This is a genomic window from Sphingobium tyrosinilyticum (assembly GCF_042654265.1).
Classification (GTDB): Bacteria; Pseudomonadota; Alphaproteobacteria; order Sphingomonadales; family Sphingomonadaceae; genus Sphingobium; species Sphingobium tyrosinilyticum.
This window is the reverse complement of sequence record NZ_JBHSFZ010000021.1, coordinates 12,325-35,511: the sequence shown is the minus strand read 5'-3', so window position 1 is coordinate 35,511 and position 23,187 is coordinate 12,325. Positions and strand designations below refer to the sequence as shown.

The 23,187-nt window shown below is 65.8% G+C and carries 11 protein-coding genes; 7 read left to right on the top strand and 4 right to left on the bottom strand.

The features are described 5' to 3' along the window. Positions 1-103: 103 nt before the first annotated feature. The 7 genes from ACFO3E_RS10545 to ACFO3E_RS10515 all read left to right on the top strand — a co-directional run bounded on the left by ACFO3E_RS10545 (position 104) and on the right by ACFO3E_RS10515 (position 16,968). Complete coding sequence (locus ACFO3E_RS10545; RefSeq protein WP_465269434.1) at positions 104-6,448, top strand: histidine kinase; 6,345 nt, start codon at positions 104-106, stop codon at positions 6,446-6,448. A gap of 139 nt (positions 6,449-6,587) precedes the next feature. After that, a complete protein-coding gene (locus ACFO3E_RS10540) occupies positions 6,588-7,916 on the top strand; it encodes a multiheme c-type cytochrome (protein WP_380804610.1) in 1,329 nt (442 codons plus the stop codon). Between the two features lie 208 nt (positions 7,917-8,124). Continuing rightward, a complete protein-coding gene (locus ACFO3E_RS10535) occupies positions 8,125-10,101 on the top strand; it encodes a heme-binding protein (RefSeq protein ID WP_380804552.1) in 1,977 nt (658 codons plus the stop codon). Positions 10,102-10,103: 2 nt separating this feature from the next. Further along, positions 10,104-11,942, top strand: coding sequence for a hypothetical protein (locus ACFO3E_RS10530; RefSeq protein WP_380804550.1), 1,839 nt, complete (start codon positions 10,104-10,106; stop codon positions 11,940-11,942). Next, the gene (locus ACFO3E_RS10525) at positions 11,942-15,961 is read left to right on the top strand and encodes an LVIVD repeat-containing protein (RefSeq protein ID WP_380804547.1); all 4,020 of its coding nucleotides are present in this window, start codon (positions 11,942-11,944) and stop codon (positions 15,959-15,961) included. The genes ACFO3E_RS10530 and ACFO3E_RS10525 overlap by 1 nt, the downstream gene beginning before the upstream one ends. 410 nt (positions 15,962-16,371) lie before the next feature. Continuing rightward, the gene (locus ACFO3E_RS10520) at positions 16,372-16,731 is read left to right on the top strand and encodes a hypothetical protein (RefSeq protein WP_380804545.1); all 360 of its coding nucleotides are present in this window, start codon (positions 16,372-16,374) and stop codon (positions 16,729-16,731) included. A gap of 48 nt (positions 16,732-16,779) precedes the next feature. After that, on the top strand, positions 16,780-16,968 hold the full coding sequence (locus ACFO3E_RS10515) for a hypothetical protein (RefSeq protein WP_380804542.1): 189 nt from the start codon (positions 16,780-16,782) through the stop codon (positions 16,966-16,968). Between the two features lie 67 nt (positions 16,969-17,035). Here ACFO3E_RS10515 and ACFO3E_RS10510 read toward each other — a convergent pair whose 3' ends face one another. The 4 genes from ACFO3E_RS10510 to ACFO3E_RS10495 are packed head-to-tail and all read right to left on the bottom strand — an operon-like array spanning position 17,036 to position 23,058. After that, positions 17,036-17,884, bottom strand: coding sequence for a metallophosphoesterase (locus ACFO3E_RS10510; RefSeq protein WP_066530672.1), 849 nt, complete (start codon positions 17,882-17,884; stop codon positions 17,036-17,038). Between the two features lie 16 nt (positions 17,885-17,900). Further along, positions 17,901-19,697: a cytochrome c3 family protein gene (locus tag ACFO3E_RS10505; RefSeq protein WP_380804540.1), complete on the bottom strand. Its 1,797-nt coding sequence runs from the start codon at positions 19,695-19,697 to the stop codon at positions 17,901-17,903. An 8-nt stretch (positions 19,698-19,705) separates the two neighbouring features. Further along, complete coding sequence (locus ACFO3E_RS10500; RefSeq protein ID WP_380804537.1) at positions 19,706-20,581, bottom strand: hypothetical protein; 876 nt, start codon at positions 20,579-20,581, stop codon at positions 19,706-19,708. Then, positions 20,581-23,058, bottom strand: coding sequence for a cyclic nucleotide-binding domain-containing protein (locus ACFO3E_RS10495; protein ID WP_380804608.1), 2,478 nt, complete (start codon positions 23,056-23,058; stop codon positions 20,581-20,583). The genes ACFO3E_RS10500 and ACFO3E_RS10495 overlap by 1 nt, the downstream gene beginning before the upstream one ends. Positions 23,059-23,187 lie beyond the last annotated feature (129 nt).

The window sequence follows — 23,187 nt, the reverse complement described above, 5'->3', positions numbered from 1 at the left end:
GCGATTCACGCTGCACTGTCGTTACGTAAGTGTAATGGCTCTGGCGGTGGCTTGCTGCAGGCCGTCGGTGTGGGGGCAGACAGGCTTTCAGGGCACTCCAACTGTGCAAGGGTTGGCGAATCCGGACCTTACGACGCCGGGGACCGTGGTGTTGCGCGATGCGGAGACCGTGATCAACTGGATCCCCAACGACACTTCGGGAACGGGAGTGATCGATTTCCTTCCGGCGGGGCAGACGCAGAAGTTCACGAACGAGGTTTCCGGCGTCAATGACTTCACGGTGCTGAACCGCATCCTGCCGGTGGACGGCAGCGGCATTTCCGTGTCGCGGGTGGTCGCGCTGAACGGGACGGTGCAGAGCGAGATCAACGGCAGTACAGGCGGCAAGGTCTGGTTCTATGCGCCCGGCGGTATCGTCGCGGGGGCGAGCAGCATTTTCAACGTCGGGTCGCTGCTGTTGACCAGTAACGACATCGACATGACCGGCGGCCTTTACGGCAGCGGCGGTGAAATACGGTTCCGGGGGACTGCCGATGTCCTGACATCGGTGGAAGTGCGCAGCGGGGCGCAGATCAGCGCACTGTCTGGCGGCAGCTATGTCGCGCTGGTCGCGCCGCGGGTGGTGCAGGCGGGGACGGTGCAGGTCAATGGATCGGCCGCCTATGTTGCTGCGGAAGCGGCGGATATCACCATCAATGGCGGGCTGTTCGACATCAGCATCAGCGCGGGGACGACCGACGCTAATGGTGTGGTGCATACGGGAACGACCGAGCGGCCCGGCGCGACTGTCACGGATGCCCAGCATATCTTCATGGTGGCGGTGCCCAAGAATAATGCGCTGACCATGCTGCTGTCGGGCAATGTCGGTTATGACGCGGCGAACAGCGCGGTGCAGACGGACAGCGGCGTGGTGCTGTCGGCGGGTTATGATGTGAGCGGCGGCGCCGTGGGCGTGCGCAACGCCACGGCCACCGGCGAGGCGAATATCGCCATCGGCAGCGGGACTTGGCAGCCCGATGTGAATGGGCAGGCGACCGGCGGCATCACGGTCCAGCCTGGCGCGGGCGCGGCGGGCTTTGCGGCCCTCAACCTGACAGCGGAACGCGCGATCGCTGTGCAGGCGGGCGTCGGTGGAACGGTCAGCGCATCTGGCAATATCGATTTGAAAGCGGCCGAGGCGGTAACGCTGCGCGCCGATCAGGGCGGCAGCATCAGCGTCGGCGGCAATTTGAATCTTACCGCTGGAATGGCGGGCGCCGGCGGCAAGATCGACGTGTTGACCTATGGCGGGAGCGCGACGGCGGCTGGCAATGGGCAGATCAGCGTTACCGGATCGATGGTCCTGGATGCGAGCGCCATCGGAGTGGGCGATTTCAACACGCCCGTGCTGGCGGGCGGGGACGCGATCGGGGGCGAGATCAACGTCATCGCTAATGGCGGGTCGATCAGCGCGGCGAACCTTTCTGCCTATGCCGATGCGATCGGCGGGCTGGGCAGTGACAGTTCGGGCAATGCGACGGGCGGCTCCATCACCGTGTCGGCGCGAACCGCTGCTGGACCGAGCGCAGCGCTGGCGGGGACGATCGGGTTCGGCAGCATGTCGCTGAGTGCGTCGGCGGGTGTCGCCAATGATTATTATTCGCCGCAGCTTGTCACCGGCGGCAACGCCACTGGCGGAACGATCAACGTGTCGGCTGCTGGCGGCAGCATCACCACCGGCTATATCGATCTAGCTGCTGATGGCGTAGGCGGCGATGCCACCGGCCTAGGGGGAACAGGCAGCGGCGGCGGCATCAATGTGTCGGCGAGCGCGTTAAACGGGTTGCGTGGCAGTTTCGCCGCCGATTGCTCCTCCTATTGCACCATAACCGCCGATGGCCGGGGCGGTTATGGCCAGAATGGGGCGAATGCGGCAGGCGGGTCGATCCTGATCTACGCCGCCGACGCGGATTTCGCGATGGATGGCGACCTGTATTTGCAGGCGAACGGCATTGGTGGCGGCACCGAGTTCTATGATGGCGTAGCAGGCCGAGGCGGCGATGGGCTGGGCGGCGCGATTGCCATTGAAAGCCGGGCCGGTGCAGCGGGCAGCGCGGATATGCGCTTTGGCAGCGTCTTCGCTTCCGCCGACGCCGCGTCCACAGAAGCGTCTTTCGGGTTTCGGGCGCTCAGTTCCGGAAATCTTTCCACGCTCAGTCTCGGCGGATCGGCCTTCAATGAAGGCGATGGCGGAACCGGCACTGGCGGATCGGTAAATTTCCTGGTGGCGGGCGGCAGCATGACGGCGGCAAGCCTATTGGGCACCGCTGATGGTCGGGGTGGCGCTTCGTCCATCAATTGCCCGAGCTGCGGCGACGGCGTCACGCCGTTTCAGGCAGGCAGCGGCCAGGGCGGCACCGCGCAGTTTTTGATCACCGGCGGCAGCGCCACCATCGCGTCGTTGACGTTGGCGGCAGGCGGCATCGGCGGCGCGGGTGCGGCGGCGAGCGCGCCGGATGAGGTGTCCAGCATTGCGGGACGCGGCACGGGCGGCACGGCGCAGCTGGAATCGCGCGGCGGCGTGCTGAACGCCGATGGGATCAGCATCGAGGCGAACGGCGCGGGCGGCGGCAGCGATTATTATTCCTATTATTCCTACAGCGGCCCGAATGGCGCGGATGGCGGCGCAGGGATTGGGGGCACTGCCCGGCTGCTGATGGATGTGGGCGGGACTGGCCAGATCATCGTCAGCGAGGATGTCAGCATCAGGGCGCAGGGATTCGGCGGCGAGGGCGGCGTCGCCGGATCGGACGGGTCGGGCGGTTTTTACACAGCCGGTGCGGGCGGCAACGGCACAGGCGGCACCGCCGAGTTGACGCTGGCAAGCGGCGCGCTGACCACGCCGTCGCTGCTGGTGTCGGCGGCAGGTGCGGGCGGTAAGGGCGGCGACAATGACAGCGATGGGCCGGGCGGCGCTGCTGGCAATGGTATCGGCGGAACGGCGCGTGTCGCTTATTTGAGCGAAGGCCATGCCATCGGCGCGTTGACGGTGTCAGCGGATGGCGAAGGCGGCGTCGCGGGCGTCAACGGCTATTTCAGTGGTTATGATGAAGGCACTGGAGAGCCGATTTATGCCTACGGCTCCGGTCAGGGCGGCGCGGGCGGTGCAGGGCAGGGCGGCCTCGCTGACCTGCTGATCGATGTCGATCCGAGCTTCGCGAGCCTGATCGTCAGTGCGGACGGATTTGGCAGCGTGGGCGCGGTCAGTGGAACGGGTGGCGCAGGCGGCGTCGGCACGGGCGGCGTCGCGGCGCTCAACATCGGCTTTGGCGCGACCAGCGTCAGCGGCGAACTGCGCGTGTCGGCCTCCGGCTTTGGCGGAGCGGGCGGCGCTGGCACGATCGGCGCTGGCGGGCGCGGCGGCGATGCGTTCGGCGGCAGCGCGGCGCTGGGGCTGACCGGAGCCTCCACCTCGCTCGACGCGGGTGACATTGGGGTGCTTGCACAGGCGCTGGGCGGAATGGGTGGCGCAGCGGGGCTACAGAGTGGCCTTGGCCTGGCGGGCGCGGACGGCGGCGACGCAACGGGCGGCACGGCGCTGTTCGCGGTGAATGCGGGGGCGAGCGCCATCACCGGCGCGCTACTGACATTGAGCGGGGATGCGACCGGCGGCGCGGGATCGGCCGGGCAGGACGGACCGGCCGGAGGCGCTGGCGGCAGTGGCGGGCAGGCGATCGGCGGGGCCGCGACGCTGCGCATCGACGGCGGGCGCTTGCGGGTGAACAGCAGCTTTTCGACGCTGCCCCCCTACAGCATCACGGCGGTGGGCAAGGGCGGCTCTGGTGCGAATGGCGGTGCGTCGATTTCGACAGGTGCCGCCGGTGCGGGCGGAAACGGCGGTTCGGGCGCGGGCGGCATCGCTTCGTTCGAGGCGAGCGACGCCGACTTCGTGCTGGGCGACCTTTCCATCATCGCCAGTGGCACGGCGGGACTGGGCGGCGCGGGCGGCGCGGACGGTCTGACGAGCGGGGGAACGGCGCGGCTGACCCATGGCGGCGGCGTGGTGCTGGGCGCGGGCGCGCAACGGTTGCTGGCGTCGCTGTCCATGACGGCGAATGGCATTGCGGGCGGGCGGATCAGCTTTGCCGACAGCACGAGCGCGGCGGGCGGGGGCCTTCATGTCGCCGGGCCGATGACGCTGAGCGCGAGCGGAACGGTGGTTCCAGGCTTTACCGGCATCAGCTTCGCCGCTTCGGGCAACCCGGTGACCGTCGGCGGGACGGCCGACTTCATGACGCAGGGGCCGCTGGGCTTCGCCTTTGACGGCGGCGGCGCGCTGGCGGTGGCGGGCGCGCTGACGGGTTATTCCGGCATGGGCATCACGATCAGCCATGGCGCGCGACCGGCAGGGCTGGACAGCCTGTCTGCGGACAGCATCCTGCTGACCACGCCGGGCGGCATCAGTGTTGTGGGTGGGGCGCTGCGATCCGCGGCTTTGCTGACGATGCTGGCGGGAGGCGGCGATATTGCGCTGTCGGGCGGCAGTGCGCTGTCGGCGGGCGGCGATTTGCGGCTGTTCGCGCAAGGCAGCGTCGATGGCGCGGGCGGGGCGGTGAGCGCTGGCGGCCGGGCGGCGATCGGGCTTGGCGGGGCGGGCGCTATACGGCTCGCCAGCCTGTCGTCGGGCGGACTGCTCGACATGGCCGATGCGAGCGGCGCTGCGCTGGGCGGGACGGGCATCGCGATCGGCGGCGACTTTGCCGTCAGCGGCGCGCTGACCATCGGCGCGGGCAGCGGGACCCTGTCAGCGGCGAGCATCGGCATCGGAACGCTGAATGCGGGGAGCCAGACGCTGACTGCGCCGGGCAGCGTGCAGATCGGCAGCGCGGTGATGGGCGGCAACCTGATCGTCAATGGCAGCTTGCAATTGGGCGGCGCGGATATTGGCGGCCTGTTGCAGCAGCGCGGGGCGGTGGCGGCCTTTGGCGGGACCGTTGCGGCCGGGTCGATCGACGTGGATGCGGGGAGCATCAGTGCCAATGGGCTGAATGCGCGAACGGGCGATCTGTTGTTGCGATCCGTAGCCGGGCTCAGCGTCGGTGACGCGCAGGCGGCGGGGAATGTCCTTCTGACGTCCAGCGCGGGTGGCCTGACCATCGGCAATGCGGTGGCCGGGGGGGCGCTGACGCTTGGCGGGATCGGGATCAGCGCGCAGCGGCTGGGTTCGGGCGGCGCGGCGCTGCTGGATGCGGGCGCGGGTGACCTGCTGGTCGGCGATATCGTCGCGCAGGGGCCGATTTCGGCCTTTGGCCGCAACATCAGCCTGGGGTCGAGCGGCGCGGTGACGATCGCCGATGCGCTGGCGGGCGGCAATGTGCTGCTGAACGCGGCGGGCGTGGCGACGGTGGCGGGCCAGATCAGCGGGCAGGCGGTGACGATCGGGTCGAGCGATATCGTCATCGGCGCGAACGGGCGGGTCGATGCGGCGGGGCTGCTGCGCTTCACCGCGCTGGGCGGCGCGGCGATCGGCGGCGGCGATGCGACGGCGGGCTACAGCCTGTCGGCGGCGGAGCTGGGCCTGGTGTCGGCTGGCGATATCGCAATCGATGCGGCGGGCGATGTCATCGTCCGCGACCTAACGATCGGCAGCGGCGTGCTGGCAAGCGGCGGTGTGCTGAGCATTGCTTCGCCGGGGTTGCTGCGCGTGCAGGGCGCGGTGGCGCTGACCGGGCGGAGCGGGCAGGGCGGGCTGGCGCTGTCGGCTGGCCAGGCGGTGCAGGTGATCGCAGGACAGGGATCGATCGACATCAGCGACAGTAATGGCGGGCTGGGCGGGGTGTTGAGCATCGACGCGCCGTCCATCTATGCCGCGACGCTGGCCGCGATCGCTGACGTTGAGGCGGCGGGATCGCTGGGCGCGCGTGAGTTGCGGTTGGCGCAGAATGACGGGCTGGCGCAGGACGCGGGGATGTTGCGGGCGGGGGCGATCCGGCTGCAGGCGAGCGATGGCGTCTATATCCAGAATAGCGGGCTTTCGACCGACTTTGCGGCGCGGCGCGGCTTTACGGCCAACAGCCTGACCATCATCGCCGGAAGCGGGCGGCCGCAGATCGCGATCAACGGGCGGCTGGCGACAAGCGCCGGGCTGTTTGCCACGGGGCTGGACACGATCCCGCTGGTGGCGATCGACGGGCGCTATGCCGCGGGGTCGAAGATCAACGGCTGCTTCATCGGCAATGGCGCGTCCTGCACCGGGATCAGCGTCGATAGCCGGGACACGATCGATGGGTTGCTGGACCCGGCGGTGTCGGTGACGCGGATCTTCCCGCTGACGCTGATCCAGCTGCGCGATGTGGTGACGCAGGGCTTTCCGCCGCTGATCGACGAGCCGGTGACGGGCGCGGGCAATGAGGATCTTTGGGACCGGCCGTGCGGCGGTCCCGGGGAGGAAGCCTGCGCGGCGCAATAAGCGGAAAAAGGGGCAGAAACGGATTGAAAGGGCGCGGCGGACGCGGCAAGAGCGTCGCGCGCAGGGGGGCGTGTAGATGGGGGACGTAACAGGCGACAGGATGGGCAAGCGGGCGGCCGGCGTGATGCTGGCGGCGGCGATGCTGCTCGTGCTGTTGCTGCTGGGCGGCCTGTCGGAAAGCGGCCTGCGCGCGGCGGATGCGTCTGGAGGGCGCGGGTTCGTGGGCGTCGCTTCCTGCGCGGGATCGACTTGTCACGGCCGGATGGAAGGCGACGGCAAGGTCGTGCGCCAGGACGAGCTGATGCGCTGGCAGGAGCCTTCAACGCCCGGCGGCGCACATAGCCGCGCCTTTGCGGTGCTTGGTGGCGCGCGCGGGCGACAGATCGCGGCGACGCTGGGGCTGGGCGATCCCACGGCAGCGCCCGCGTGCCTGGGGTGCCATTCTACTCCGGCGGCGGCGCGGGGCTCGCGTTTTCTGGCGAGCGACGGCGTGGGGTGCGAGGCATGCCATGGCGCGGCGGGTGGCTGGATTGCGGGCCACTATGCGGTGGGGGCGAGCCATGCGGGAAATATTGCGGCGGGGATGATACCGCTGGAGAAGCCGCAGGCGCGCGCCTCTGTCTGTCTGGATTGCCATTTCGGCAGCCATCGGGCGGGGCAGTTCGTGGACCATCGGATGATGGCGGCGGGGCATCCGCGCGTTTCGTTCGAGCTGGACCTTTTTTCCTCGATGCAGGCGCATCATGACGAGGATGCGGACTATGCGCGGCGCAAGGGGCGGACGGACAGCCTGAAATTCTGGGCGGTGGGGCAGGCGATGGCGGTGGAACGCGCGCTGACGCTTTACGCATCGTCGAAGGGGAGCGAGGGCGCTTTCCCGGAATTCTACTTCTTCGATTGCCAGAGCTGCCATCGCCGCATCTATGACCAAGCGGAGCGGAGCAAGACGTGGGAGGCGAACCCCGGACGCCCGATCCCGGCGGGGATGCCGCCCTTCAATGACGAGAATATGATCCTGCTGTCGGCGGCTGCGCGGGTGGCCGCGCCGGGCCTGGAGGGGCGGTTCGATGCGGACAGCCGCGCCTTCCATGCGGCGATCGCGACGGATCGGCGGGCGGCGGTGGCGGCTGCGGGCAAGCTGGCGGCGAGCGCGCGGGCGCTGGGCGACGCTTTTGCGGGCGGGGGCATGAAAGGCGACATGGCCTTCGCCATCGTGCAGCAGATTGCGGGCGGAGCGATTGCCCCCCGCTTCACCGATTATGAAGGATCGGTGCAGGCGGTGATGGCGGTCGACACGCTGCTTAACAGCATGGTGAAGTCGGGCCAGGTGACCGTCGGCGCGGCGGCGGGCATCCGGTCGGACGTCAATCGCGCCTATGCGGCGGTGAAGGAACCGAACGGCTACCAACCCGCCGCTTTCCGGTCGGCGCTGGGCAGCGCCGCGCGCAGCATTGGAGCGTTGCGGTGAGGGCTGAGCGGCATGGGTTGGTCAGGCTGCTGAGGGGCGCTGGCGCAGATCATGTGGTCCTGCGCCCGAAAGTGCGGGATGGCGTCGCCATCTGCGCGGCGGCGAAGGTTCGGCCCGACTTCCGCGGTCATAACGCAGCAGATCGGGGAGCCGGGCGGCAACCCGGTGGGGTTTCGGGTAGCGCGCTTCGCGGCGCTGGGGTTCTACGATGAGAGCATTGAGGCGCAGGCTTAGCGCGTTTGCGGCTCTGTCGGCGCTGATGCTGTCGTCGTGCGGCGGGGGCGGGGGCGGTGGAAGCGGTGGGAGCGGGGGAAGTCCTACGCCGACGCCGGCACCCACGGCGACCCGGCTCTATGCCGATCCGGCGCAGGAGGCGTTGAGCGTCGCTGATGTCGAGAGCGTCGTCGGCCATGCCGTGGCGGAGGCGCAGGCGCGCAGCCTGCCTGCGGTGATCGCCGTCACCGACCGGGTCGGCAATGTGCTGGCCGTGTTCCGGATGAATGGCGCGCGGGCCAGCGCGACGACCAGCGCCGCGCCGAATGGCCAGAATATCGACGCGCAGAATTTGACCGTCCCGGCCGAAGCGGGCGCGATTTCCAAGGCTATTACCGGCGCCTATCTGTCGAGTGGCGGCAACGCCTTTTCGACGCGCACGGCAAGCATGATCGTGCAGGCGCATTTTCCGCCCGCCCCCAATACGGTGGGCCTCGAAAGCGGGCCGCTGTTCGGGGTGCAGTTCAGCCAGCTGCCCTGTTCGGACCTGTCGGCGCGCTTCATGTCGTCAGGCGCGCAGGCGATGATCGGGCCGAAGCGATCGCCGCTCGGGCTGGCGGCCGATCCGGGCGGCTTTCCGCTTTACAAAAATGGCGTCGTGGTGGGCGGCATCGGCGTGATGGCGGATGGGGTCTATGGTTCCGATCCTAACGTTACCGATACGGACAATGATCCGGAAGAATATATCGCGCTGGCCGGGACCTTGGGCTTTGAAGCGCCCGACAGCATCCGCGCGAACCGCATTTTCGTGGACGGGACATCGCTGCGCTATTCGGACGCCGCCTATTCGGGGCTGATGGGGAGTGGCGCGGTGAGCTTTGCCGCGATCAACGGCAGCGTCGGGAACCTGGTGCCGGTGCGCGGCTATTATGGCGAGCCCGCGCCGATGGTCCTGGCGGGTGTCGCCTATGGCAGCGAGGCTTCGGGCGTGCGAGCGTCGCGGGCGGGGGAATTTTCCAATCGTGACGCCTTCGTGCTGACGGACGGGTCGGGGAATAATCGCTTCCCGGTGCGGGCGGCGACCGATGCGGGGGATGTGGCGCAGCCCTTAAGCGCGGCCGAGGTGACGGCGGTGCTGGAGGAGGCCTTCGCCATCATGAGCCGGGCGCGGGCGCAGATCCGGCAGCCGCTCGACAGCCGGGCGCAGGTGACCATCAGCGTGGTGGACACGCGCGGCGCGGCGCTGGGAATCGTGCGATCGCCCGACGCGCCGATCTTCGGCACGGATGTCAGCCTGCAGAAGGCGCGGACGGCGGCCTTCTTCTCGGGCGCGCATGCCGCGCCGGACCTGCTGGCGAGCAGCAGTGCGGATCTGGCGGCTTTTGTGGGGAAAGCGCGGACCTTCCTCAACGATCCCACGGCGCTGACGGGCAAGAATGCTTTTAGCGACAGGGCGAACGGCAATCTGTCGCGGCCCTATTTCCCCGATGGCGAGGTGGGGCGCCCCAATGGGCCGTTCTCCCGCCCGATCGCCCAGTTCAATCCCTTTTCGACCGGCCTGCAGTCGGCGTTGGTGGTAGGCGATCTCGCCGCGCATCTGGCCTATGTGACCGGCGCGAGCGCGTCCGACACGCCGCAGCGCTGTTCGGCGGTGACGGGGGTCGGCGCGGCCAACCGCATCCAGAACGGCATCCAGATCTTTCCGGGATCGGTGCCCATCTATCGCGGCAATGTGCTGGTCGGCGCGATCGGCGTGTCGGGCGATGGCATTGATCAGGATGATATGATCAGCTTCTTAGGCACGCATAATGGCGGGCAGCGCAGTGGCGGTATCGGCAATGCCCCGGCGGCGATCCGGTCGGATCAGATTGTCGTGGACATTGGCAACGCATCGGTGCGGCTGCGCTATGTGAGCTGTCCCTTTGCGCCGTTCCTCGACAGTGCGTCGCAGAATGTGTGTCAGGGGCTATAGCCATGGGGCTTGCCGCCTTCCTGCCGCTGTTCGCGCTAGCGCAGCCCGGCGAGCCGGTTCCCCCGCCGCCGCCCGACAATTGGGAAGAGATTTTGAACGCGCCCGAGGTCGGCGCGGACGAGCAGTCGATCGAAGGACGGCGGCGGCCCGGATATGAAGCGCCGCTGCCCGAGGCGGTGACGCAGGACAACAAGGGCGCTCTGCGCGCGCCGCCGCCCGAAGCCTTTCCGGTCGATCAAGTGCCGATCCCCGACCGCTGGCGGCTGATCGAGAGCCTTGGCGTGGTCAAGGAACGCTGGTTCGACCCCTATAATCAGAACACGCTGAAGGGCGACCGGCCGATCGACCGGGAGAAGGTGAAGTGGTTGCCTATCAAGGGCGACGACTGGTTCTTCGTCGTCAATGCCGTGAGCGACACGGTCATCGAACCGCGCACCTTTCCCATTCCCGTCGGCGTGCAGACGACCGAGCGGCCTGGCAGCATCGATGTGTTCGGCAAGGATGCGAGCTATGTGCTGAGCCAGACCTTCATCGGCGGCGTAGCGCTGATCAAGGGATCGACCGCGTTCAAGCCGCCCGAGATCGAGTATCGGCTGACGCTGGCGTATAACATCAATCATGTGAATGTGCCTGAACGGCGCGTGCTGTTCGTCGAGCCGTCCGAGCCGAGCCACCGCACCGACCAGTTTCTGGGCGTGCAGGAATTGTTCGTCGATTATCACCTGGCGAACACGTCGGACCGCTATGATTTCCGGTCGCTGCGCGTCGGCATCCAGCCTTTCCAGTCGGACTTTCGCGGCTTCCTGTTCAACGACCAGCAGCTTGGCATCCGCCTGTTCGGCAATCGCGACAATAACCGCTTCCAGTTCAATCTCGCGGCTTTCTGGCGGCTGGAAAAGGACACGAACAGCGGGCTCAACAGCGTGGTGCAGTCGCCGCGAAGGGATTGGGTGTTCCTGGCCAATCTCTACCGGCAGGATTTCCTGATCCCCGGCCTCACCAGCCAGATCACTGCCGTTTACAATATGAATCGGGAGGCCGGGCGGATCGAGGTTGACGATAATGGCTTCCCGGTGCGGCCCGCTTTGCTGGGCGACTTGCGCGGGCGGGATTATGACGTTGTGTACCTTGGTTATAATGCCGATGGGCGGCTTGGGCGGGTCAACCTGACCGCGTCGCTCTATGGGGCGCTGGGCGAGGATCGGAACAGCTTTTTCACGTCACGGCCTGCGCAGATCAGGGCGTTCTTCGCAGTGGCCGAGGCGAGCATCGACAAGGATTGGATGCGGTTCCGGCTGTCGGGGCTTTATGCCAGCGGCGATGGCGATCCTTACGACGATCGCGAGAACGGCTTCGATGCGATATTCGAAAATCCGGTCTTTGCGGGTGCGGATACAAGCTATTGGATCAGGCAGACCATCCCCTTTGCGGGCGGCGGGCGCGTGATCGGGATCAGCGGCCGGAACGGCATCCTGAACTCGCTGCGGTCGTCCAAGGAGCAGGGCCAGTCCAACTTCAACAATCCTGGCACGATGCTGCTGGGGGCGGGGGCGGATTTCGACCTGCTGCCTGAACTGCGGCTGTCGGCCAATGCGAACCATCTGTGGTTTGAAAATACCGCGACGTTGCAGGCGCTGCGGAACGAAGGGAGCATTCCCAAGGCGATCGGATGGGATTTGTCGACCGCCGCGATCTGGCGGCCGCATGCGAGCCAAAATATCGTGTTCCGGCTGTCGGGCGCGGCCCTGCTGCCGGGCGCGGGCTTTCGCGACCTTTTCACCAATAGCGAGCGTAACCGCGAATATTATTCGGTGCTCGGCAACTTGATCTTGAGTTATTGATGCGCGCACTTTCCGCCCTTTTCCTGCTGATCCTCGCTGCGCTGGCGTTGCCTGTCGCCATCCTCAATGCGTCGGATGCAGAAAAGCCGGTCGAGCGCGTCTATGCGAAGACCGCGCCTGCGCCGATGAGCCAGACGGCGGAACAGGTCGCGGCGAAATCGGACGGTTGCTATAGCTGTCATAACAAAACCGACGAGCCGTCGATGCATGCAACTCCGGCAGTCATGTTGGGCTGCGTCGATTGCCATGGCGGCGATGCGACGGTTCGGGGCGACCCGAGCCATGGGTTCGAGGACGCGGCCTATGTGGCGGCGCGGGACAAGGCGCATGTGCTGCCGCGCTATCCGGGAAGCTGGCATTATCCCTCCTCCGCGAACCCCAAGCGGACCTACACGCTGCTCAACAGGGAGGCGCCCGAATTCGTGCGCTTTGTGAACCCGAGCGATTATCGCGTGGCGCGGGAGGCTTGCGGGTCCTGCCATATGCAGACCATCGAGGCGGCCGAGCGATCGCTGATGGCGTCGGGTGCGATGCTGTGGGGCGGGGCAGCCTATAATAACGGGATCGTGCCGTTCAAAAACTACATCTTCGGCGAGGCTTATACCAAGGATGGCAGACCTGCGAAGATCGTGTCGCCGGGATCGCCGCCGGGCACGCTGACGGCGGAGCAGAAGGCGCGCGGGGCGCTTAGCGAACTCTATCCGTTGCCCAACTGGCAGGTGACGCCGCCGGGCGATATCTTCCGCGTGTTCGAGCGGGGCGGGCGCAATATTGGGACGCAGTTTGCGGAGATCGGGCTGCCCAATCCCACCGGATCGATCCAGAGGCTGGAGGAGCCGGGGCGGCCGGACCTGAAGCAGTCGAGCCGGGGGCCGGGGACGGGCCTTCGCGTCGCCATTCCGGTGCTGAACCTGCACAAAACCCGCCTCAACGACCCCTATATGTGGTTCATGGGGACCAATGATCAGCCGGGCGACTATCGCCATTCGGGCTGTTCGGGATGCCATGTCGTCTATGCCAATGACCGCGAGCCGCGCCACAGCCTGATCTATGCGCAATATGGGCGCGACGGGCAGTCGGCGACGGTGGACCCGACGATCGCGGGGAAGCTGGCCCATGAGGATGGCGGTCACGGCGCGCTGAAGAGTGCGCATGGCGAGACGGTCAAGCCCGATCATCCCGTCGCTTTAGTCGAGGGAAGCGGCCCTCCGGCCGCAGGGGCCAAGGAAAGCGGGCACCCGATCCGGCACACATTCACGCGCGCCATCCCTACGGCGCAGTGCATGAATTGCCACATGCACCAGCCCAATATCTTCCTGAACAGCTATTTGGGCTACACCATGTGGGACTATGAGTCCGACGCTCCGTTGATGTGGCCGGCGAAGCAGAAATATCCGACCGCCGCCGAAGTGCATCAGACGCTGGAGCGCAATCCGGAAGGGGCGGGGCCGAAGGGCAAATGGTCGGACCTCGATTTCCTGCGCAACGTCTATGACCTGAATGACAAGGCGAAGGATACGCAGTTCGCCGACTATCATGGCCATGGCTGGAACTTCCGGGGCGTGTTCAAGCGCGATCGGGAGGGCAATCTGCTCGACGCGGACGGCAAGATCGTGTCGAACGATGATCCGGAGAAATGGCGGAAAAACGGCGAGGGCAAGTTCGTCCAACCCGGTGTGAACCCTGGCAAGACCGTCCATATGATGGACATTCATGCGGAGAAGGGCCTGCAATGCGCGGATTGCCACTTTGCGCAGGACAGCCATGGCAACGGCTTCATCTATGGCGAGGTGGCGAACGCGATCGAGATCGGGTGCAAGGATTGCCATGGCACGGCGGATGCTTATCCCACGCTGCTGACCTCCGGGCCGGCGGCTCCGCCCAAGGGCACAAACCTCGCGCTGCTGCGCAATCCTGATGGCAAGCGGCGGTTCGAGTGGTTCTATGACGCGAGCGGGCAGCGCAAGCTGATCCAGCGGTCGATCGTCGATCCCAGCCTTGAGTGGGAGGTCAGCCTCGTCAAGGACAGCGTCGATCCGGCCAATCCGCACTTCAACGCCAAGGCGGCGCGCGCCAAGCTGATGAGCCGGTCGGGCGCGGAAGATGGCAGCTTCGCCTTTGGCCCCGGAGTCGCGAAGGAAGACCGCGCGCATGGCGACGACAATATGGCCTGCTTCACCTGCCATCTGAGCTGGACGACCAGCTGCGGTGGCTGTCACCTGCCGATCGAGGCGAACTGGAAGACCACGCTCCACCATTTCGACGGAGAGGAGACGCGCAACTTCGCGACCTATAATCCGCAGGTCGCGCGGGACGAGATGTTCCAGCTTGGCAAGCATATGACGACCAAGGGGAATGAAACCGCTCCGGTGCGGTCGACGTCCGCGCTTGTGCTGTCGTCCACGAACATCAATCGCGAGCGCATCTATATCCAGCAGCCGCCAATTTCCGGGATCGGCTTTTCGTCCCAGGCCTTCGCGCCGCATTTCCCGCATACGGTGCGGAAAACGGAGACGAAGACCTGTTCGGACTGCCACCTGTCGGCGAAAGACGACAATAATGCGATCATGTCGCAGCTGTTGTTGCTCGGCACCAATTATGTGAATTTTGTGGGGCTGAACGCCTGGACGGGGCTTGAAGGCGGGTTCGAGGCGATCCGCGTCACCGAATGGGACGAGCCGCAGGCGGTGATCGGCAGTTACCTTCAGAAATATGCCTATCCCGATTATTGGAAGCTGCATGTCGAGCAGAACAAGCGCGAGCTGAAAAATTGGGTGCGGGGAAAGTTCTTTGACAAGAAGGCGTCGGGCGAAACCCGGCCGGTCGAGGAGTTCCGCAATGTCGTAAAGGGCACGGCGGGCCGCGTCGGCTGCCTGCAACTGCGCGGCGAATATATGTTCGTGGCCGAAGGGAAGGGCGGCTTCCGCGTCTATGACGTGGCGTCGATCGCCAATAAGGGCTTTTCCGAGCCGATATTGAGCGGGCCTTTCTCGAAACTCGGCCATAATGCGGGCGTGGCGTCAAAGAATGCGACCTGCATGGCGCTAGCCACCAATCAGCCGGTCAATCCGCTGCGTAACACGAAGGAATTGCGCGCGATCAACCAGGAGCAGCCGTTCCTGCCGATCTACAGCTATGCGGCGGTGACGGACAGCGTCGAGGGGCTGATCATGGTCAATATCGAGACCATGGCCGATGGCGAATTCCGCAACAATTTCCTCAAGCGCGCGGTGACCTGGAACCCCGATGGCGTGCTGAAGGGAGCGCGGCATATCCAGCTGGCGGGGCAGATCGCCTATATCACCGCTGATGTGGGGCTGGTGGTGGTGGACCTGGCCGATCCGGTGCATCCCAAGCTGGCGGCGGTGCGGCCCATGAAGGACGCGCGGGCGAGTGCGATCCAGTTCCGTTACCTGTGGGTGACGGATGCGGAGGGCCTGAAGCTGTTCGATGTGACGCGGCTGACCGACCCGGTGGCAGTGCCTTCGGCGACCGTGCCGCTGGCCGATGCGCGGCGCATCTATCTGGCGCGCACCTATGCCTATGTCGCGGCCAAGACGGAGGGCCTCGCGATCATCAACATCACCAATCCGCTGCGGCCGAGCGTCTATGCGAAGGAGACGTTTGGCGGGCAGATGACGGATGTGGAGGATGTGATGGTCGGCACGACCAACGCCTCGCTCTTCGCCTATGTCGCGGATGGGCGGAACGGCATGAAGGTGATCCAGCTCACCAGTCCCGCGAGCCAGCCCAATTTCTATGGCTTCTCCCCCGCGCCCAAGCCCGAGCTGATCGCCTGGGCGCGCACGCCCTCACCTGCGCTGGCGCTGTCCAAGGGGCTGGACCGCGACCGGGCGGTGGACGAGACGGGTGGGCAGATGGCGGTGTTCGGACGGATCGGATCGCGGCCCTTCACGCGGCCGGAAATGGAGCGGCTGTTCCTGAACGCCAAGGGCGTGCCTTACAAGGTCAGCGATGATGTGGACATGAAGGCGTGGCGGCCGCCGTTGCTGCGCTGAGCCGGGGTGGGCGGCCCGTGAGGGCTATGGTGTGAAGAGCCAGCCCCACAGCATCCAGCCTACACCCATGGTGAGGCCAATCAGCACGATCATGATGATGGCATCGAGCGCGGACAGATCATTGTCATTTCGAGCCATGGGCGGCCTCCTGCAGCGCTCGCAAGATGCTGGCGCCGCGGTATGGCGAACCTATCATGTTTCGGGAGCGAAAGCGCGGACGAGCTAGGCGGCGCGCTGCTCGACCATATACGGCCCCAGCCCATCTGACAGACATATTCCCCGCGCATTGAGCCGAAGAGTCCATTAGGCCGCCGAAAGGGCCTATGGTATATTGACCTATCCCGGCTGAATTTTTCCAGACATGCCGTGACTGAGAGAGGCTTGTGCTCCCGTTTGGCGAGGAGAGCGACATGTCCGTCTCACCCAATTCATCATCATCATCATCATCTTCATCACTTCGACAGCGCGATTTGCATGCCAATGTCGAGCGGCAGACACTTGCCCTGGGCGCCGCGCGAGAGCGAACATTTTGCGCAGATTCCTTCGCGCGGGAGCGGCGACTGGAAAGAGCAGTCGGCGCTTGGGAAAATGAGGGCGGCGCAGTGGCGGGCGACGGCCCCTCAGCGACGACCGGCCGTCCGGCAAAGCTCAGCAGGTTGCGATTAACTGCCGATCTGTTTCGCGATGACACACTTTGGGGGGCGGTCATCGTGAACGGCTTGCTTCTTTTGCTTGCAGGGGCGGGACTGGCAGTTTGGCTGACCCATTGACGCCCGAGCCCTCGCGGACCTTAGCCGCTGCAGATCAGAATGGAGCAAATGATGAACGCTAGACCAACGGAGTTGACGGCCACGGCATCGACCGCATCGGCAGGCGGGTTGGTCAGGCTGCAAAGATTGGAAGCACTGCTTAATATCGCGCGCGAAAAACTCGCGCTGGGCGAAGCATTGTCGCGCGCCGATATGCAGCGATTGAACGCCGCGCTGGACGACATGGCGGCAAAGTAAGTGGACGGGCGCCGGTCGCAGGCGGGGCCGTTTAGGAGGCGCGACCTTTAGGCATGCAGAGGTCAGTTCAGGCGGGCCGTTCGTCCATCAGCATCCGCACGAGCGGCTGCATCGCTGCATCGAATTTCGCCAGAGTGGTATGATCCCCAGCCGTTTCGAAATGCGTGACGAGGCCCGCATCGGTCCAGCGGTGCAGGGCATAGGCGGGGGCGTCCGCTATGATCATGGGGCGGTTGTCGGGCGTATCGGGGTCCATCGGGCGCAGGTCTAGGGCGAGTTGCGGCGCTGTCGAAGAGCAGATGGCCACCGCCATACCCATCCACGGCGCGGTGATGGTGCGATGGAGATGGCCGCAGACCAGGGCGGTGATGTTGGGCCGGTCAGCGATCACGGCAGAGAAGCGCTGGACCCAGGGTTCCTCCGGGTGCGTGTTCATCCAGTCGATGCCCACCTCTACGGGGGGATGGTGCATGACGATGAGGGTGGGCGTCTCTGCATCCTCATCGAGCCGAGCGGCCAGCCATGCCGCGCGCGCGTCGCAGAAGGCGCCGCCGTGGCGGCCGGTTTCCAGCGTGTCGAGGATTATGATCCGGCGGTGGTCCAATGGGACGACATAGTGGACGAAGCCGCCCTCTTGCGGCACGTGCGGAAAGATCGCGGCGAAATTGTCCCGGTCGTCATGATTGCCCATACATGGCCAGACGGGGAAGGGGCATTGGGCGAATGCCTCCGCCAGCGCGCGGTAGCTTTCAAGGTCGCCATGGTCGGTCAGGTCGCCGGTGGCGAGCAGCAGGTCAGGGCGGTTGGGGCCGTCGATCAGCGCGCCAAGGACCTGGTCGAGCCGCTGCCGGTTTAGTTCGGCGGGATTGCCGGGGTCGAAGCCGAGATGAATGTCCGTGACCTGTGCGATCAGCATGGTCCTTTTTCCCCCTTCAACTGTCGCGGCCGATCCGGCGCGGCCTGTCCGCCTGCTCTCGTCTGATGGTTTGATCGGCGGGCGTCCATGGAGCGCCGTCGCCGATATGATAGCTGTGGCACATGGCGCAGCTGGACGGCACATCCGCCTTCGACTTTTCGCCACCATGACAGGTGCGGCAGCTGTCGATGCCTGGCAGCAGTAGTTGCTTGGCGTCGTGCGACTTGGGCGCGGCGTGGCAGCTTTCGCAGCTCTCGGTGCTGTGCGCCTTATGATCGAACCAGCCTGTCATCATGTAGCGCATCGGCTGGTTTACGGGGGTGACGTGCCAGCCGCCAGCGCCGCTCGTGACAGTGTGGCAGTCGTAGCAGGCGCCGCCCTTCGAGAAGACAGCGCGGATCGCGTCGTCGGCGCGGGAGGGACGCGCGGCTGCTGCGCCGAAATAGGCGTGATAAAGGCGGCCCTGTGCATAGTCGCCGGGGCGGCGGCGGGCCATGCCGCCGAGCGCGATGGGCTGGGCGGGGCCAGTGGAGCGGTAATAGGCGCGCAGGTCCGCGACCACCTGCTCGGGCTGGCCGTGGCGCAGGGTGCGGACAGTGCCGCCGATCGTTTCGAAGGCGAGGCTGTGGCAGGACTGGCAGTCGCGCTCCATGTCGACCGGCAGGAAGCGCACGCCGTCGGCGGTGGGACGGTGGCAATCCTTGCAGGCGAGGGCGTCGCCATAACCATTCTGAGCCTTCAGTGACCGCGCCATGCGGGCGACGCCGCCGGTCTTCGAGAGATGGATGTCGTGGGGGAATTTGAGGCCGCTGTCGTCCGAGGGCCTGGCGTCCAGGCTGGCCCGGGTGAAGCTGGGATGCTTGCCCGGATTATATTGGACGAGGGCGGAAAATTGCGGGTGGGCGGTGCCGAAGTCACTCGCGTTGGCGAGCTTTGTATCCTTCAGGCGATCTTTCAGCGTGCCGTGGCAGTCGGTGCAGAAAGCCTGGGGCGTGGGCTGCATGGGGCCTGCGCCTTCATGTTCGCGGTGACAATCGACGCAGGCGCCTTCCGGGGGCTTGCCGAAGGTGGCGGCGACGCTGGCGAGGAGCTTTCCGCCAATGCCGGGCTCGGCGCGGGCCATGGCGATGCGCGCGGCGGGGGCGTGGTCATGGACCGGCTTGTGGCAGGTCTGGCAGGCGGAATCGCGGACAGAGACGAACGCCTTTTGGTGGCAGGTCTCGCATTTGCCTTCGAGCGCGTGGTGGGCCTGGCTCAAGGGGCCGGAGGACCATGCGCCGTCGCCTTTGACGCTATAGATGTTGCGCGTGTCGGCGGCGGCGCGGGTGGCGTAGCTGTAGATCGGGATGGCGAGGAAGCCGATCAGGATCGCCAGCACCATGCCCCAGGCGGTCAGGCGCTTGGGCGGGAGGTGCCGCGCGAGCGAGAAGACTTTGGCCTCCTCCTTTTCCTCCGAGGCTTCGGACACGGCATCAACGCGGCGGATCGAAAGGATGGTTGCGCCATCCTCCTGCCCAACGGTGACGCGATGACCGCCGAAGCGCAGTTCAGCGCCTTTGCTGGTGTCGATCTCGGCGGAGCGGGTCGTGCGGCCTTCGAGATCAAAGCCGAGCGCGCCGGTCGCGCGGACGCGGATCGTGCGGCCGTCGATCTGCTCGATGCGGGCGTGGTCTGGCTCCAGCGCGAGATCGGGCAGGTGTATGTCATTCGCGGCCGCGCGGCCGAGCGATAGCTGGGGCTTGGCGAGCGTGGCGGTGCGGACGATCTCGCGGCCGTCTGCGGTGAGGCTGATCTGGCGGACTATGAAGTTCATGGTCGCGCTCACCAGTAGAAAAAGACGCTGACGATATGCGCGGTGAGCGCGGCGAGCAGGGCGAAGGTGGCGGGCACATGGACGTAGAGCCAGATTTCCAGCAGCGCCTTCAATTTCAGGTGGCGGCGGAGGCGTGCGAGCATGGCCTGCTTGCGTTCGAGCAGGGCGTCGATCTTTTCCAAGGGCTCCTTGCCAGTGTCGGGGTGGTCGGCGGTCCAGTAGCGCAGGGAGGCGTGGGCTTTCGCGGTGGCGCAGCGGGGGTGGCGGCCCGAGAGGCGGGCGATCAGGCTGCCGCCGAATGGATCATCGTCCAGTGACTGGCGCACGAGCGCCGCCTCCTTGTGGGGCAGGGGCTGGGCGGCGTCGTGCAACTGCCGGTCGATGGAGCGGATGGCCTCGAGCATCTGCACCTGCGTCATTTCCGCGCGGTTGTTGCTGAGCGCGGTGGGGAGCGTCGCATAGACGATGATGCCGAAGAGGCCCGAGAGGATGACCAGCATCATCAATACATAGGCAAGCGTGTGGACGTTCCATCCGAGCTGGAATCCGGTGTGCAACGTGCCGATGACAATGAGGCTGAGGCCGAGATAGACATGGGCGCTGGTCCATGCCTTCAAGGACCAGCGGCCGCGCGTCATGGCGCGTTTGCGCAGGCCAAGCAGGGTGAGCCAGAGGATTAGCCCGACGCCGATCGTGCCCATGGTGTAGCCGTACCAACTGCCGCCATTATGTCGTGGGGTCACATCGATCAGCAAATAACTGGCGATGGCGAGGATGCAGATGACGGTCGCGATCTTCAGCCAGCGGAAATTGGCGTGGCGCAGGAAGCCGTCATGCAGCACCTCGCCTTTCACACGGCGGGTTGCGGTTGCGCGCGTGGCCATCAGCTGGCTTGCCCATCGAGGCGGGCGACGGTGAGGAAATCCTCGGGCGAGACGCGGATGGCCGCACCGGTCGGGCAGGCGCGCACGCAGGCGGGGCCGCCGTCAATGCCGGAGCACATATCGCATTTGATGGCTTTTTTCGGCTTTTCGACGCCGGGCTTGGCGTGTTTGTAGCTCCACTTTTTGGAAGGTTCGCCGGGGCCGGGGCCAGCGCCGAAGAACATCCAGCTCAAGAGGCCTGGCTTCTTCGGCGGGACGCTGTCCATGCGAATCACGCCATAGGGGCAGTTGCGCTGGCAATTGCCGCAGCCGATGCAGGTGTCGTCGATGAAGACTTCGCCGTCCGGGCCGCGATGGATAGCGTTGGGCGGGCAGTCGGCCATGCAGTGCGGATGCTCGCAATGGCGGCAGCTGGTTGGCACATGGAGATGGGCGTAGGTGCGTCCGGCTTCGCGATCGAGGCGGGAAAGCCCTTCATGGCTGTCAGCGCACGCCTTCTCACAATTGTCGCAACCGACGCAGAGATGTTCATCGATGAGGAGAACGTCAGTGGCTTCACCGATGCCGTTGTCGACGAGGAATTTGGCCGTCTCGCTATACATGTCGACGACAGTCGAGAAGCTGTCTTTGCGGCTTTCGATGAAGGCGTTGACGTCCTGCCGCGCGGCCATGTCTCGGCGCGCGCGTTCGAGCAAGGCAGGCTTGGCGGCCATCAGGCGGGCGAAGGCGTCGCCATTCAATTTGATGACTTCGGATTTGACGGTCGCTTTGACCGTGGCGGTGCGCGGGCCGCCAGCGATCAGCGCCATTTCGCCCACATAGGAACCGGCAGGGAGGTAGGAGAGGAAGACGTTTTTCCCGCCGATCTTCTTCTCCACGATCATGGAGCCGACGCGGATGACATAGATGTCGCTGCCGAGATCGCCTTCGGTGAGGATCGCTTCGCCTGCCTTCACGGTCTTGATTTCGGCGCTGTCGAGCACTTCGGCGAGGTCAGCCGGGGTCAGGCCCGCGCCGAATAGCTGGAGCAGCTGCCGCTCGGTCGAGATGCGGGTGATGGCGCGCTTGGCGGGCGGGTTCGAGGACATGAGCTTCAGCGCCGCGGTGCGCGACACTTCCACCATGATCGAGTCCGTGCCCGCCCGCACGGTCGAGCCGCGGCGGCGGCCCGAGATGAGGCCGACCTCGCCAAAAATCGAGCCCTGGTCGATGGCGACGTGGGTTTCGGAGGCGACTTCGACCGACGCTTGGCCATCAGCGATACCGAACAGCGAGGAGCCGGGGTCGTGCTTTTCGAAAATCACCTCGCCAGCACGATAGGCGCGGACTTCGCTGTCGAGCATGAACTCGCGCATCTGAAGAGGAGACAGCCCTTCCAGGATCGCAACGTTGGTGCGGAGATATTCGAGCCATTCCGCGACGCTCTTCTTGCCCGGTAACGCGGCGAATTTGGCGGCGAGGATGGGTTCGTCGGCGGGCTTCAGCTCTTCATTGCCGTTGATGAACTCAACGACGTCATAGCCCTGGTTCATGCAGTGCTTGATCAGCGGATAACCCGCCAGCGCGCCGATGACGAAGATGCCGGGCGCGGTGCTTTCGAACATCGGTGAGAGCTTGGGGAAGGCCAGACGATCGCTGCTCGTGAATTCGATGCCGCAGCTTTCGACGAAGGCGCGCGGCGGGGCAGAGCCCATGCGGGCGATGATGCGGTCGCACTTCATTTTCACCTCGCCATCGCGGCTGTCGAGGGTGATGAAGCCCGGCTCGATCTTCGCCGTGGTGCTTTCGGTCATGATGGAGAGGCGGCCCGCCTCGGTAGCGGCCATCAGCGCCTTGACGTTGGCGGGCTTGGCGCTGGCGAATTCGGTCGAGCGGTTGAGGATGGTGACGCTGTTCCCCTGCGCCTCATCGGCGGCGAGGCCCATGGCGTTTTCGATGCCTGCGTCACCCGTGCCGACGACGAAGATATGTTCGTCATTATATTCTGCGGGATCATCCAGCTGATATTGGACATGAGGCAGGTCCGCACCGGGAACGCGCATCAGGTTGGGATTTCCCTGCGTGCCGATTGCCATGATGACAGCGTCGGCGATGACTTCGCGGCCCCCGGTCAGTGTCAGGCGGTAGGGCGGGGCGAGGCGCTGGATTTCCGTGGTCGCGGTAGTGCCGTCGCGCTTGCGTTCGACGATCTTCTGGACGCTGCCGGGGATGGGATCGCCGGTGCCGGTGATCGCCTTCACCTCGGCATTATAGGCGACGTTGATGCCTTGCGCCGCGGCTTGCTCGTTCCAGCGGCCCAGGATCGCCTCGCGCTTGCCAGCTTCGAAATCGAAATCGGAACGAAGCACGAGCTGGCTGGGCGTCGCCATCACATGCTTGCCCTTCTGATATTTGAAGATCGTGTCGGACAGATGGTCCGTCTTTTCGATCAGAAGATGCGACAGGCCCAGCTGCGCCGCGCGCGCGGCCGCGCTCATCCCCGCCGGTCCCGACCCGACGATCGCGATACGCACGCGGTCAGTCACTTGATACCCCCCTCTTGCGAGATCACCCGCAGCCCCGGCAAATGCCCCTGCCGGTTTATGATGCGCGGATCAAGCCTTTGG